Source organism: Haloarcula sediminis (assembly GCF_035656455.1).
Classification (GTDB): Archaea; Halobacteriota; Halobacteria; order Halobacteriales; family Haloarculaceae; genus Haloarcula; species Haloarcula sediminis.
In genome coordinates this window covers 1-13,556 of record NZ_JAYMGA010000008.1, presented here as the reverse complement: position 1 = coordinate 13,556, position 13,556 = coordinate 1, and the positions used below count along the sequence as shown (strand labels likewise).

Genomic DNA, 13,556 nt, shown 5'->3' with positions numbered 1-13,556 from the left:
ATCCTCCGAAATCGACAACGCCCGTCTGAGGCGCCGCTACTCGTCGGGAATCGCCGACCTGAGGTGGTCCGCTACGCTGTCGGGGTCCTCTCGGGGCGCCCAGTGGGCACAGTCCGCAAGGACAGTCAGGCCGGCGTCCGGAATCGCGTCGGCGGCCCGCTGGGCCCACGCGACCGGGAACAGCTCGTCGTGGGCCCCGTGGAGGAACTGTGTCGGCATCGAAAACTCGCCGAACCGGTCGGTGAAGGTGGTCCGGTAGCCCCCGCGGGTGACCTCGCTATCCCGAAAGCGACGGAAGGCCGCGCCGGCCGTCGGCCGCTGGACCTCCCGGTAGACGGCGTCGACGGCCGCCGCGGGGAGGCTGTCGAGGTCGTGGACGATCCCGCCGAGGCTCGCCCGCGTGAGCCGGCGGCTCCGCCGGAAGGCAGCGACTGCCAGCTTGTTGCACACCTGCACGCGGGCGAGAGCATACGAGAGGCGGCCGTTTGGCAGGTCGCGACCGAGGCCGAACGGATCGATGGGGACCAGACACTCGACGAGGTCGGGCCGGTCCAGCGCGACCTGCATCGCGACGCCGCCGCCCACGGAGAGCCCGACAAGCGTCACCGGCCCGAGTTCGAGTGCGTCGAGCACGCCCGCGACCACCGCCGCGTGGCGCGGTATCGAGTACGGGCCGGGCGGCAGGTCGCTCTCGCCGTAGCCCAGCAGGTCCGGGGCGACGACCCGGTAATCGGGCGCGAGCCGCTCGATGACGGGCGGCCAGGAGACCCGGGCAGCGTCGATGATGCCGCCGTGGAGCAAGACGACGGGCGTGCCGTCGCCGGCAGCGCGGTAGTGGATCCGGGACCCGTCGACCGTGACAGCGCCCTCTGTAGCCATACTGATAGTAATCGCGCCACACACTGAAGGATTTCGCCGTCTGGAGAGCCGATAGCTCCGTTTTACGGTCGACTCCGGGTTTCGAGCGGACGGAGCCGTTAAATCTTTATCCGCTATATCGAATCGGGTCAGGTCCCGGAGAAAGTGGCTATATCCGCTGTCGGAGCGCCCAGATGTCCTCAGCGGGGTCGAGATCGCTCGGTTCCGCCCCGCGTTCGGTCAGGATGCCGGTGTGATACAGCATCGCCTTCAGCTGGAAGACCGTCGGGGCGTGATAGCTCCGGCCCTCACACAGCGGCGCCCGACGCAGGTCGCCGTCGGCCGTCAGCGCCCGCGACCGGACGTCGTCGTCACCGCGGAGGAACAGCTCGACAGTGAAGGCCGGGTGCACTTCGTGGAGGTACTCGACCAGTTCGACCAGCGTCGGCCGCTCGAAGCCATCGTCATGCAGAGTCTGTAACTCCTCGACCAGCAGTTTCGTCGCCGGGTACGCAAAGAGCACCCACCGGGCGAGCTCAGCCCAGTCGGGCGCTATGTCGTAGAAACACGCCGAGGAGCGGTACCACCCCTCGAACTCGGCGAGCCCGCCCTCGGCGCTCCCGTAGCGGCTCTTCGCGAACCGGACGACCTCACGGCCCAGCGGCGTCAGCTCAACGCCGTCGGGACGCTCCGCGACGAGCCCGAGAAACGCTGCCCCCGGGCGGGCGTCATCGAACGCACGGACCACCTCGTTGTCCGCCAGCAGTCGCTCGGTCGGTCCATCGGCATACAGCGCCAGTGGATACCCAAGGTAGTTCTTGGGGTGGTTCAGGCCAAAGGACTTCTCGGCCACCCCCTGTGCGCTCGCCTGGAACCGGATCGCGGTCGCTCCGCCGGTCGCCCGGTTGCCGACGATACGGGGAACCTCGACCGGCTCGACACGGCCCGACGCGTCGACACCGAGCACGCCGACGTTGAGTTCCCGGGCGAGCGTTCGGTCCGTCTCCGAGATGGCGTCGGCCGGCACCGCGACGTAGGCCACGTTCGCCTCGTTGAGCCGGTCGTACGCCTGGACGATGCCCCGCTCGGTATCGACGCGACCCCGCTCGGTGGCGCCCTTCGCCTCGACGGCGACGAGCGGCGGCGCCTCGCCCACCCGTTCGACCGACAGGAGGTCGGACTCCAGCGTCCGGACCCCCACGAGGTCCGGGTAGCCACTCCCAACGTGGACGTGGTTGAACGGCGCGAGCGCCTCCAGCACTGACTCGTCGATGGCCTGCCCGGCCAACCACTCCCCGCCCGCAAACTGTGTATCGACGACAGCGTAGCTCCGGTCCCCGTCGCCCTCGGGGAACAGCCGCTGTTTCGCGTGGGCGAGGACGTGCGGCTCGGACAGTGAGCCGGCAGTACTCGACATGCACCCACCATCGGGAAGGCCCGTAATGAACGTTGAGGGGGTCACGGAGACCAGCGCTCAGTGGGACCGAGTGTGTGACACGCTCGAACGGGTCGAGAAAACGCCTGTCAGCACAGCCGTGAGACGGATGGTTCTGTGAACAGCCGCTGCTCACAGAGTCGAACGTGTCAGCAAGTGGGCCCTGCCGGATTTGAACCAGCGCTCAATCGGTGTCCCACGCCAACGGTGGGAACCGTAGACGATATGAGCCGATCGCTTTAACCAGACTAAGCTAAGGGCCCTCATTGGCCAATTCTTGGGTCTAACTCTTTAGCTTGTCGGGTCGCTCTTGGCCGGATGTATCTGTTCGAGTACGGAATCAAGGGTAAAATCTGCAGTCCAATTGATTCGATCCGAATCTTTCTTCGCACTCTCGTATCGCAGTGTCATCGTGTTGCTGTTTGCCGCCTCGACATCTACCAAGTAGCAACTCTCCGTAATCGGATCGAATACGGCGAAGAAGTCTATTGCATCAGCGTATCCCTCGCGTTCATAGCCTGCTGATTTCACCCGGGTCGTTCGTGTTTCGAATCGAATAGTACCATCGTTCTGCCCTTCATACGCGGTCTTCGCCTGGATTTTGTAGAGTTCACTGCCGAGTTCTATTACGAAGTCGTATGGTTGATTATCGTACTCGGGAACCAGTGTCGGGATACCTCGTAACTGGAACTGTGTTTTGAGTACGGCTTCAACTGCTTGTCCTCGCTTCTGTGTCTGGTTTAATTGGTGGAATTGTTCTACTCCATTCATTACTCTTTTCTCTTGTCGTAATTAACAAAAGAGTTCCGCAGCTTACCCCGCCCGCGGGCGTGAATTTGGCATTCGAACCCTCCTGAACCTATCTTCAGCGGTCTGCCGACTCGCTACGTTCGTCGGATAACAAACAGAGAAACACCTTCACGAGAACCACCTCGCAGTCTGTGGCTTCTGTAAGAAGTGACGCCGTCATCAGACCGCGTCTGATGGGTATAAATTTCACAGAAGTTCACGCCACCGGCGGGGCTCGAACGAACCGAGACGGTCGGTCGCTGGGACTTGCGCGTTTGACCCCTTCTGAATCGCGTATTTGCTTCTCACGGACGGTTCGCCGTGCTCACCGTCATATTCGCCACAGAAAGACGCCACCGCCAGGGCTCGAACGAGCCGAGACGGTCGGCCTCCCGCTGGTCGGCCGCTGCGACTCGTCGGCTCGACCCTAGCTCTGCGTGAATTCTTCGACGACGGTGTTCGGTGCCACCACTCCTCACCATACGTCGTCGAAAGAAGTACGCCACCGCCAGGGCTCGAACCTGGGACAACCTGGGTAACAACCAGGTGCTCTACCAACTGAGCTACGGCGGCTCGCACTCGATTGTAGCCCGAGTTGGTAATTAGGGCTTTCGTTTCGGTCGCCCATCGACACGCTTTCACGCACTCTCGGATAAGCCACGGGCAATGAGTGACGAGTTCGACGCCGTCGTCTCGCGGGTCCGAGAGCGGGTCACGCCGGACGACGGGGAGCGCGAGCGGCTACAGCAGGCGGCGGCCACGGTGATGGAGCGGGCCCGGGAAGCAGTGGCGGACCTGCCGGTCGAGGCCGAGGTGTTGCAGGTCGGCTCGACGGCCCGTGGAACGTGGACCGCGGGAGACCGCGACGTGGACGTGTTCGTCGCGTTCCCGCCCGAACTGGCGCGTTCGGAGCTGGAGGAGTACGGGCTGGCGGTGGGTCACGCCGTCCTCCCCGACGGCCACGAAGAGTACGCCGAACACCCCTACGTCGTCGGTGAAGTGGACGGCTACGCCGTCGACCTCGTGCCGTGTTACGCCGTCGAGTCGGCGACGGATATCCAGTCGGCCGTCGACCGGACGCCGTTTCACACCCGCTATCTGGCGAGTCGGCTGGACGACGACCTCGCGGGGGAGGTCCAGGTCACCAAGCAGTTCCTGAAGGGTATCGGCGTCTACGGGAGCGACCTCCGGACACGGGGCTTTTCGGGCTACCTGACGGAGCTACTCGCGGTCGAGTACGGCGGTTTTCGGGCGTTCGTCGAGGCAGCGACCGACTGGCACCCGCCAGTCAGGTTCGACCCGGAGGACCACGGGACCACCGAGTTCGACGACCCGCTCGTCGTGGTAGACCCGACCGACCCCGACCGCAACGTCGCGGCGGTGTGTGCGCCCGAGAACGTCGCACGGCTGCAACACTACGCCCGCGAGCTGCTGGCCGACCCGCGGGCGTCGCTGTTCGAGGCGAGCGAACCGACGGCCTACGACGCCGAACGCGTCGCCGCCACCGTCGAGCGGCGGTCGACGACCCCCGTGGCGGTGCGGTTCGACAGACCCGACGTCGTCGACGACCAGCTATGGCCCCAGCTCCGCAAGTCGCTGGTGGGGCTGACCGAGGAGCTCGACCGTCGCGGGTTCGACGTGTTCCGGTCGACGGCGCTGGCGACAGATGCGGCGAGCGGAGTCGACACCCCACAGGCGACCGACGGGGACAGCGCGGAGCAAACGAACGGCGACGCCGTCCTGCTGGTCGAGCTGAGCGTCGCCCAGCGGCCGGCCGTCGAGCGCCACGAGGGGCCGCCGGTCCACGTGCGCGAACACGCCACCGGGTTCTACGACACCTACGCCGACGACCCCGACGTGGCGGGCCCGTTCATCGAGGGGGACCGCTACGTCGTCGAGCGGCCCCGGGAGTTCCGGACGGCCGAGGCGTTTCTCGACAGCGACGCCCTGCTCGATGTCCGCCTTGGCCCACACGTCGCGTCGGCGCTCGAATCGGGGTACGAGGTACTGGTCGGTCGGGACATCGCGACGCTGGCGGACGCGTTCGGGGCCGACCTGGCCGACTACTTCGAGCCAAAGCCCTGATCTTCGAGCGAGTCGAGCACGTCGCGGGCCTCCTCGCTCACGTCGTCGTCGGGTTCGACCGGCTGGTAGCCGTCGAACACCTCATGGACCATCTTGACTGAATCCGAGAGCGTGTCCAGGCCGTAGCCCCCCTCCAAGACGAACCCGAGGCCGGCGCCACAGTCGTCGGCGAGCGAGACCATCCGCTCGGTCATCGCCCCGTACCCCTCGGTACTCACCCGCATCCGCGAGATGGGGTCGTGTTCGTGGGCGTCGAAGCCGGCGCTCACGAGCAACAGGTCGGGGTCGTAGTCGGCGATTGCGGGCGCGATGACCTCGTCTATGGCCGCCAGATAATCGGCGGTGTCGGCGCCGGGCTGGTAGACGACGTTACAGTTTGCCCCCTCCCCGTCGCCGGCGCCCGTCTCGTCGATTTCACCGGTGCCGGGGTAGAGACCGTCCTCGTGGATAGAGGCGTAGAACACGTCGCCGCGGTCGTAGAAGATGTCCTGCGTACCGTTGCCGTGGTGGACGTCCCAGTCGAGGATGGCGACGCTGTCCGCCCCGTCGTCCAGCGCGGCCTGTGCAGCCACGCCCGCGTTGTTGATGAAACAAAAGCCCATCGCGTCGTCGCCGACGGCGTGGTGACCCGGCGGTCGGCCGAGCGCGAACGGCGTCTGGCGGGCCGGGACGTCCGGGCCGGCACTCTCGGCCGCCCAGACGGCCAGCCCGGCCGAGGCCAGCGCGGCGTCCCACGTGGCCTCGACGGCGACCGTGTCGGCGTCCCAGTGACCGCCGCCGTCCTCGCAGTACTCGCGGAACTCTTCGATGTACTCCGTGTCGTGGACATCCCGGACTAGGTCGACATCGGCGTCGTCGGCCGCGACGTACTGGACGCCGTGGCACTCCTTGAGTGCGCGTCGTACTGCCCGGAGGCGGTCGGGACTCTCGGGGTGGCGCTCGCCGGTGTCGTGGTCGAGACAGACCTCGCGGTAGCCGAAGTTCATTCAGTAGTACTTAGCGAGTTCGAAGTACGTCTCGACGTCTGCTGCCTTCACTGTCCGCCGGTCGGCGTGGCGGGCGAGATCGGCCGCGGCGGCAGCGACGTCGTCTGCGAACGATTCAAGGATGTCGGCAAGCGCCACGCGGGCGTCCATCGCGACGCGGTAGTCGTCGTCGATGTCGAGGCGGGCGATGCGGTCGACCGGGGCGACCGGCAGCTCAAGGCCGTCCTTGTCGGGAACGGCCTCGACGCCGAAGTCGGACGGCATCAGCGTCTTGCGACCGTCTCGGGTCGCCTCCTCGGCGGCCGCCGTGGCGAGCGTGGCGCCCCGTTCCTGGATTCTCCGTGCTAGTTCCTCTGCTGCGCCGGCACTCACCCGCAACCCGTCCGCGTTCCGTCGGATGACCGCGTCCACGGGCGCGAACGGAAGCTCGACGCTCATACCCACAACCGGGAGTGTTGCGGTCTTAAGAGTTTCCGTAGCGTCGTTTCCCCTCAGAACACGTCGTCGGCGTCCAGTCGGCCGTCCTCGACGACCCCGCGGACGGTGACTTCCTGACCGAGCTGGACGCGCTCGCCCGTCTCGACGCTCATCGTCTGCTCCCCGTCGTCGAGTACGACCGGGTCGCCGGTCTGGACCACGGTGCCCGTGAATTCGACCTGTTCGGCGGCCTGTGTGCCGCCACCGCTGTCGGCGCTCTCGCTCGCTGGTGCCCCGTCGCCGTCGGCGGCAGTGCTGGTGCCGTCGTCGCCGTCACCGAACGACGACAGCCCGGCGTGTTGGTCGTCGTCGGCCTCCTCGGGCGTCGGTGCGACCCCGGTCCCGTCGTCCAGTACGACGATAGTCGACGACCAGCTGGCGGAGGCTTCGAGGTCGTCCTGCCAGCCGTCCTGTATCTCCACGTCGGCGGCAAGCACCTCGTCGCCGGGCTGGATGTCCTTGTCCGCCTTGTCGCCCCACAGCGCCACCCGGATGTCGCCGGTGGCGTCCTGGATTCGGATGTTCCGGACCTGGCCCTCGCTGCCGTCGTCGCGGTCGAACGTGCGGACCGGGTCGGCCGAGCGGACGACGCCGGCGATGTCGACGGTCTCCTCCAGCTCGACGCCCTCGATGGGGTCGGTATCGGGCTCGAAGTCGACGGCCTCGTCTATCTCGTCGACGGCGCCGTCGTCGCCGACGTGCAGTTCCAGCGCGCCGTCGCGTTCGCGGACGTAGCCGTCGACAATTTCGACGGCAGTGCCGGGTTCGATTTCGGTCGCGCGGTCGGCCCGGTCGTCCCACATCGTCACGCGCACGCGACCGGTCTCGTCGCCAAGCGTCAGGTTCGAGACCTTCCCCTCGCTGCCGTCGTCGCGGTCGAACGTGCGGACGCTGTCGGTGTCGAGCACCAGTCCCCGAAGGGTCACGTCCGATTGGCCCATCGTCAGCGCCTCGACGGTCGAGCCGTCGCCGGGTTCCACGTCGACGGTGGCGTCGTCGTCCTGTTCGGCTTTATCGACCGACACTTCGAGGCCGTTGTAGCCGTCTTTCGGGCGGCCCTTCACCCGGAGCACGTCGCCCACGGAGAGCATCCCGTCGTCGATGTCGACGGCCTGACCGTCCCAGAATGCCAGCCGGACGCTCGCGGTCTCGTCGGCGGCCTCGACGTTGATGACCCGGCCGTCCTCGTCCTCGCCCTCCCGCTCGAAGGTCTTCAGGTCGCCGATGGCCATCACCTTCGCGATGAACTTCACCTCGTCCATCCCGGGTTCGATGTCCGCGACGGTCTCGACTTCCCCCTCGTTCAGTTCGTGGGCCAGCAACATCGCCGCGGTCTCCTCGTCGGCGAGGCCGCCCATCTGTTCGACCTTCTCCTCGACGGCCTCGCGGAACTCCTCCTCGGAGACGTCGGTTTCGAGGTCCGCGTAGATATCCCCTATCTCGCCCATCTATCTATGGGAGCCAAGTCAGGGGCGCGCTTAAGCGTTGTCGTTGCTCCAGCGACCCGCTGCCGTCTGTCGGTTCCGTCCGCGATATCACCATACGTCGGACTGGTCCCGTCACCGGATATAAACGTCCGCCCTACAACGAGGTCGTCGTGATCGTCGCCGGTCCGTCGCCGCGGTCGTGCGTGACAACGACGGTCCCGGGCGGCCCGTTCTCGAAGGTAATCGTCGCCGTGTACGCTATCTCGACGATCGCCTGGGTACAGCTGTCGCCGGCGTCCGCCCGCCCGGCCGTCTCGACCGGAACGGTCAGCCCGTCGGCCGCGCCGTCGTAGTTGACCCGGGGGAGTTCGGCGGTCTGGCACCCGTCGGACCCCCAGATTGTTCCCTCGACAACGACGCTCCCGCCGTCGGCAGACACCGTCGCCGAGTCGGTCTCTGTGCCGCTCCGGCGCCCGGAAACCGTGAACGTGACGTCGGTCAGCGTCGGGTCCGGCGGCGGTGTGGGTGTTGGAGTCCCGGTCTCAGTGGCACTCGGCGTGCTGTCCTCGCCCCCCTCCGAGAGACACCCCGTGAGCGCGGCGACACCGACCGAAGCGACAGTCCCGAGGAGCGTCCGCCGATTCATATCCCCGACTGCATCACCTGAAAGAAAGGGCCTTTCGGTGGGTCAAAGGGGGCTTTGAGTGAGGTGTGGGCACTTCCCGCGTGGTGGGGGTCGAACCGTCACCCTTTTCAAACCGACCTCCCTCCCTCAATACGAGTCCGGGTAGGGTAGTGGACTATCCTCTTGGCTTGCGGAGCCAGGGACCGGAGTTCAAATCTCCGTCCGGACGTTTCTCTACAGCGCAACACCGCAAGCGCAGCGAGCGGTCCGCGCTGCAGGACAGGACCACGGGGATTTGAGCAGACGAGGAACGCGCAGCGAAGCGAGCATTTCTCGGCGAGTTCAAATCTCCGTCCGGACGTTTTCCACTCCGAAATACGACGAGCGACAGCGAGGCGACTGCATCGGTAGAAACGTCCGGACGCTACACCCTGTGACACTACCGCATCGGGCCGCGACCGGTCGTCACAACTATCGAGCGGGGCGTTAAAGAGGTGTTGGCCGAAGGTATTTGCTATTTCACGCTCATTACGGGCCAATGAGAAAAGCGATAGTGATCGTGATAGCGGCGACGGTGCTGCTTGCCGGCTGCAGCGGTGGCGGCGGCAACGCGTCACCGACCAAACCCGGAACCGCAGACGCCACCGAGCCCGGGACCGAGATAGGGGCGACTCCGACGGCGGGCGGGAACGGCTCGGAGTCGGGCGGTACCGGGTCGCTGTCGGCGGCGGGCGGGAACAACTTCATCGACAGCGCCACCGAGACCGACGTGGCAGTGTTCAACGGCACCGGTCGGACGGACGTGCGAATCAGAAACGACACCGCCGCTGGCCGGAAACTCGTCGAACTCACTCGCGGGTCAGAAACGGCGGCGTACACCACGAACGACTACGTCGCCGTTCGGAACGGGACCACCGGGGACGTGCAGTACGGTGACGCCAACAGCACCATCGGAGTTGCGACGGAAGTCAAAGCGTGGGGCGCCGTCGTCGGCGGCCTCCTGTACACCGGTTTCGTGGAGTGGGCGGAGACCGGGACGACGACCGTCGACGGCGAGCAAGCGGACGTCTACGAGGGCGATTCGCTCAACGCGACGGCGGTAAACAGCAACACCACCGAGGCCGGGTTCGAACAGCGCGACGTGCAGTCGGTCGACGGTCGGGCGGTCGTCGGTTCGGACGGCCGTATTCACTCGCTGACCATACGGATCGAGACGCCGGCGGGCACCTACGGCACCGAGATGTCGTTCGGCTATGGCAACGTCACGGTGTCCCAGCCCGACTGGGTCGACGAGTCACAAGCGCCGTAGCAGACGCGAGCCAGGGCGGTCTGGCGTGACCGCGCTCGCAGTGCGAGCGAGACCAGACGACTTTTGTCGCCCCTGGGGGTTTGTCGAGGTATGTTTGGTCCCGGGCGAGCGCTGTTCGACCGGGTCCGGTCGCAGGTCCGCGAGGACTTCCGCGCCGACCCGTACCTCCCCTATATCATGGTCGCTGCGACCTTGCTTGCGAGCTTCTGGTTTTTCCACCGCGTCCCGAACTTCGCGACGCGGGACGAGAAGGACCGGCTGATAGACGCGATGGTCCCCTACGGGCGGGTGCTGGCCGACCCGAGCGTCGAGTCGCTGCAGGCGGGCGTCAAGTGGAGCCGTGTCCCCTTTGGCGCGACGCTGTACCTGTTCGCGCTGGCCATGCTGCCGGTCGTCGTCGTCGCAGTGGTGACCGGCCGCGCGGAGATCTTCACGTCCGTCGGCTACCCCGAGCCGGCGTTTGGCTACTACGACCTGTGGGCGGGCACGCCGGAGTGGGTGTGGACCTGGAGCCTCGCCTTCGTGCGGCTGTTCAACGTCGCCTTCGCGCTAGGCTCGGTCTACCTGACCTACCGGCTGGGGGCCGCCGTCGTCGACCGGGCGACCGGCCGGCTCGCGGCGACTATACTCACGCTGACCTTCGGTTTTCTCACTATCGCCCACGAGGGCGGCGAGGACATGCCGGCGCTGTTTTTCGTCCTGCTCGCGCTGAACTTCCTGTACGTCTACGTCCGCAGCGGCGAGGGGCTCCCATTCTACGTCGGCGCGGCCTGTGGCGGGGTCGCTATCGCCTTCAAGCTCACCGCCGCGCCGGTCGTCCTCGGGGTCGGTATCGCCCACGTCCTCCGGGCGCTGAAGGCCGACGACACCCTCAAGACGTTGCTCGCCCCGCGCCTGCTCGTCACCGGCGCGACGATAGGGCTGGTGACGATACTGGTCGGCTTTCCGACCTTCATGGTGGGCGGGTTCGACCAGATAGTAGAGCGCATCTTCGGCGGGTCGGCCTCGCGGGTGAGCTGGCCGACAGGGCCGGACGCCCCCATAACGTGGTGGTTCCTCCGGGGGTACGCCAGCGGGCTTGGGCTGCCGCTGCTTTTCGCGTCGGTCGCCGGGGTCATCGGGAGCGTCGCGGGGCTGCGCAAGCGCCGCGAGCGCCGGTACGGTATCGCCCTCGTGCTCGCCATGCTCGTCGTCTACGTCGGGATGTTCTCCCAGTGGCACGACTTCCGGGTCCACCATCTGTTGCCGACCTTCCCGCTGCTTGCGCTGCTGGTGGCGAACGGACTCCGGGACCTGCGTGCGTGGAATCCGGCTGTCGCCCGGCCGGTGATGGCGCTGTTGCTGGTGACGACGGCGATATACGCCGGCATGGGGGCGGTCGGCTTCGCCTCGATGCCCCGCGACGAGGCCGAGGAGTGGCTGGTCGCAAACGCCGACGAAGGCGACACGGTCGAGGTGTACCGCGTGAACCTCCAGGACACCGCGGTGCCCCACGGGATGCCCATCAACCACCGGTTCCAGACCAGCGAGCAGATCGACCCCTGTCCGGAGTACATCCAGCTTGGCTACCGGGACCTCCTGTATCTGAAACAGGGGACCTACTACCGCAACGGCGAGCCACAGCAGGAGTACGTCCGCTCGCTGGTCTCCGGGGAGACCGACTACGAGATCGTCGCGGAGTTTGGCGACCGTCCGCCGAACTTCGTCCCCCAGCGGGCGACGCCGGGCGACTACACGGACCTGCTGCGCTACGGCGTCGTCCCCCACACCGACCAGTTCGCCGACGAGCAGGAGCTTGCGGCCAACCAGTACACGCTCGTCCTGCAGCGCAGCGAACCCTGTACCAGCCCCCACGAACACCCGTTCTGACTACTCGGTCTCGCGGTCGCGGTCAGCCCGCTCGCGGGCCGGTTCGGCGCCGACCCGACTTGCGTCGGAACGCGACGGGTCACGAACGGTCTCGGCGTCCTCCGTCTCCAGCAGCCGCTCTACCTGTCGCTCGAACTCCGCGTCGGTGAGCTCGCCGCGAGCGTAGCGGTCCCGCAGCGTCGCCAGCGCGTCGTCCTCGTCGGCGGACTGCCCGCCCGACTCCTGTCGGCGCTGGTAGAGCCGCGTCGCGCCCATCGCCATCGGAAGCAACCCGCCGAAGCCGACGGGGAAGGCGACCCAGAACCAGGGGACGCCGGCGAACAGCAGCCCGAAGGCGGTGGTGAGGGTAAGCGCCGTGACACCGCCGGCGATGACGGTTTCGAGGGCGTCTTGGTCCTCTGCCATACCGGATGCAGAGAGGCCGGGTCGATAGGTCTTTGGCTACCTGATAGGGGATAGAACTGCGTACACGGGATATGGATATTTTTAGACAGGGGACACTGAATTAGCCGCGACGTAGGCGTGCGAACCGAGTAGAGTCATCGGCACTGTTCACTAGGCGCAGATAGAAGAGTCCCTGTGGAGGGTAGTAAATGCCACAGGTACTTGTCTTTTCGAGGGGGTACTGTACACGTATGCCCTCTATCATTGATGAAACCGTGTTTGGCGAACCCTCCCGAGGTGTTGGACTGGTTCTCCTCTGTTTCGCACTTCTGATTGCCGGGCAGCAAGGGTACTACATCATTGTAGAAGGAGCAACACCGTTCTATGCCGCACTGTTTATTAGTACCGGGATGGCTCTCTCCGGCATTGCCGAATCCCTGCCGAAACCTCGACGACGGGCGGCTGGTGTGTTGCGACTCACAGCGATCTTCGTACTGGTGGGACTTCTCGTTGCCCTCTTCTTCGCCCCTGAAATTCTCATCGGGTGAGAGTAGCAATCGGGCTGAATTCGGTGCTGTTGTGACGAGCCCGGTACTTCTCCGAGTGCCGGAAACTACACGAGACAGATTGCTGACTACATCTTCCGTACTTACCGAATCTGCTCACCACATCAAGGCGGAGTTCTCACCAGTTGATTTGGGGTGAAACAGTCGTTCAGTACGTGTGCGGACTAATCAGTATGGCAACTCGGGTCATCAATTGGACACTCAGCGTCATGCGCGTAAAATGATGTTCTCTGGTCCCGTACTTGAGCGATGACACCTACACAGCCGTCTCTATCTTCTGTCTTGAAGCTATTCCACTCTCCATCTTCATGACGGGCCATTACCGTTAAAGGTGCATCTGGCCAAACACAATCGATGATAATCCAATCAGGGTCTACCGTCAGTTCACGAGTCTCCGCATGAACTACTTCACCGGTATCAGTGCGTTCTATCCGTAATTCCACTGGAACCGGAGTAGATTCTGTGTTTACGAAACTGAATTCCTGCATCGTCGCATACCCCTTACTGCCAGTAGAGGAACAGCCCGCCAGAAGGCCTATTCCCCCACCTGCAGTAACACGAAGGAACTGCCGCCGCTTCATGACTTAGCTCTCCGACGGCTCCGGTAAGTGCTTTGTCTGTACTGACGGTCGTGTTTAGTTAAGCATCAAAAGTGAGGCGGGAGAATTTCTCGGTGGTCTATGCCAGAAATCGCCCGCCTCAGCGGTAGTACAGACTGGATTGATTTGGATTTTGTGGAGCGTGAG

Annotated in this window: 12 protein-coding genes and 3 tRNA genes; 5 read left to right on the top strand and 10 right to left on the bottom strand. The window is 65.3% G+C overall.

All coding sequences use genetic code 11. The features are described 5' to 3' along the window. Positions 1–36 precede the first annotated feature (36 nt). The 5 genes from VJ162_RS13980 to VJ162_RS13960 form a co-directional block, all read right to left on the bottom strand. On the bottom strand, positions 37–879 hold the full coding sequence (locus VJ162_RS13980; RefSeq protein WP_324665144.1) for an alpha/beta fold hydrolase: 843 nt from the start codon (positions 877–879) through the stop codon (positions 37–39). 148 nt (positions 880–1,027) lie between these two features. Further along, positions 1,028–2,275: a hypothetical protein gene (locus tag VJ162_RS13975; protein ID WP_324665141.1), complete on the bottom strand. Its 1,248-nt coding sequence runs from the start codon at positions 2,273–2,275 to the stop codon at positions 1,028–1,030. Positions 2,276–2,450: 175 nt separating this feature from the next. Next, positions 2,451–2,556: transfer RNA gene (locus VJ162_RS13970), tRNA-Ile, on the bottom strand. A 28-nt stretch (positions 2,557–2,584) separates the two neighbouring features. Beyond that, complete coding sequence (locus VJ162_RS13965; RefSeq protein ID WP_324665139.1) at positions 2,585–3,064, bottom strand: group I intron-associated PD-(D/E)XK endonuclease; 480 nt, start codon at positions 3,062–3,064, stop codon at positions 2,585–2,587. Positions 3,065–3,582: 518 nt separating this feature from the next. Beyond that, positions 3,583–3,655 (bottom strand) — tRNA-Asn (locus tag VJ162_RS13960). 93 nt (positions 3,656–3,748) lie between these two features. Here VJ162_RS13960 and cca point away from each other — a divergent pair. Then, complete coding sequence (gene cca / locus VJ162_RS13955; RefSeq protein ID WP_324665138.1) at positions 3,749–5,167, top strand: CCA tRNA nucleotidyltransferase; 1,419 nt, start codon at positions 3,749–3,751, stop codon at positions 5,165–5,167. Here the strand turns inward: cca and VJ162_RS13950 are convergent. From VJ162_RS13950 to VJ162_RS13935, 4 genes are all read right to left on the bottom strand, one after another. Further along, positions 5,146–6,153: a histone deacetylase family protein gene (locus VJ162_RS13950; protein ID WP_324665137.1), complete on the bottom strand. Its 1,008-nt coding sequence runs from the start codon at positions 6,151–6,153 to the stop codon at positions 5,146–5,148. The two genes, cca and VJ162_RS13950, sit on opposite strands and share 22 nt — an antisense overlap. Continuing rightward, positions 6,154–6,591: a histone gene (locus VJ162_RS13945; protein ID WP_324665135.1), complete on the bottom strand. Its 438-nt coding sequence runs from the start codon at positions 6,589–6,591 to the stop codon at positions 6,154–6,156. 53 nt (positions 6,592–6,644) lie between these two features. Next, positions 6,645–8,078: a single-stranded DNA binding protein gene (locus VJ162_RS13940; RefSeq protein ID WP_324665133.1), complete on the bottom strand. Its 1,434-nt coding sequence runs from the start codon at positions 8,076–8,078 to the stop codon at positions 6,645–6,647. Positions 8,079–8,211: 133 nt separating this feature from the next. Beyond that, a complete protein-coding gene (locus tag VJ162_RS13935) occupies positions 8,212–8,703 on the bottom strand; it encodes a hypothetical protein (RefSeq protein ID WP_324665131.1) in 492 nt (163 codons plus the stop codon). A 135-nt stretch (positions 8,704–8,838) separates the two neighbouring features. Here VJ162_RS13935 and VJ162_RS13930 point away from each other — a divergent pair. From VJ162_RS13930 to VJ162_RS13920, 3 genes are all read left to right on the top strand, one after another. Next, positions 8,839–8,911 (top strand) — tRNA-Arg (locus VJ162_RS13930). A 309-nt stretch (positions 8,912–9,220) separates the two neighbouring features. Further along, positions 9,221–9,991 carry a DUF7537 family lipoprotein gene (locus VJ162_RS13925; RefSeq protein ID WP_324665130.1) on the top strand — a complete coding sequence of 257 codons (771 nt, stop codon included), beginning with the start codon at positions 9,221–9,223 and terminating at the stop codon, positions 9,989–9,991. A 90-nt stretch (positions 9,992–10,081) separates the two neighbouring features. Further along, the gene (locus tag VJ162_RS13920) at positions 10,082–11,860 is read left to right on the top strand and encodes an ArnT family glycosyltransferase (protein ID WP_324665129.1); all 1,779 of its coding nucleotides are present in this window, start codon (positions 10,082–10,084) and stop codon (positions 11,858–11,860) included. On the opposite strand, the gene VJ162_RS13915 is transcribed toward VJ162_RS13920, so the two are convergent. Beyond that, the gene (locus VJ162_RS13915) at positions 11,861–12,265 is read right to left on the bottom strand and encodes an SHOCT domain-containing protein (protein ID WP_324665128.1); all 405 of its coding nucleotides are present in this window, start codon (positions 12,263–12,265) and stop codon (positions 11,861–11,863) included. A 230-nt stretch (positions 12,266–12,495) separates the two neighbouring features. Between VJ162_RS13915 and VJ162_RS13910 the strand changes: the two genes are divergently transcribed. Then, positions 12,496–12,792, top strand: coding sequence for a hypothetical protein (locus VJ162_RS13910; RefSeq protein ID WP_324665126.1), 297 nt, complete (start codon positions 12,496–12,498; stop codon positions 12,790–12,792). Positions 12,793–13,556 lie beyond the last annotated feature (764 nt).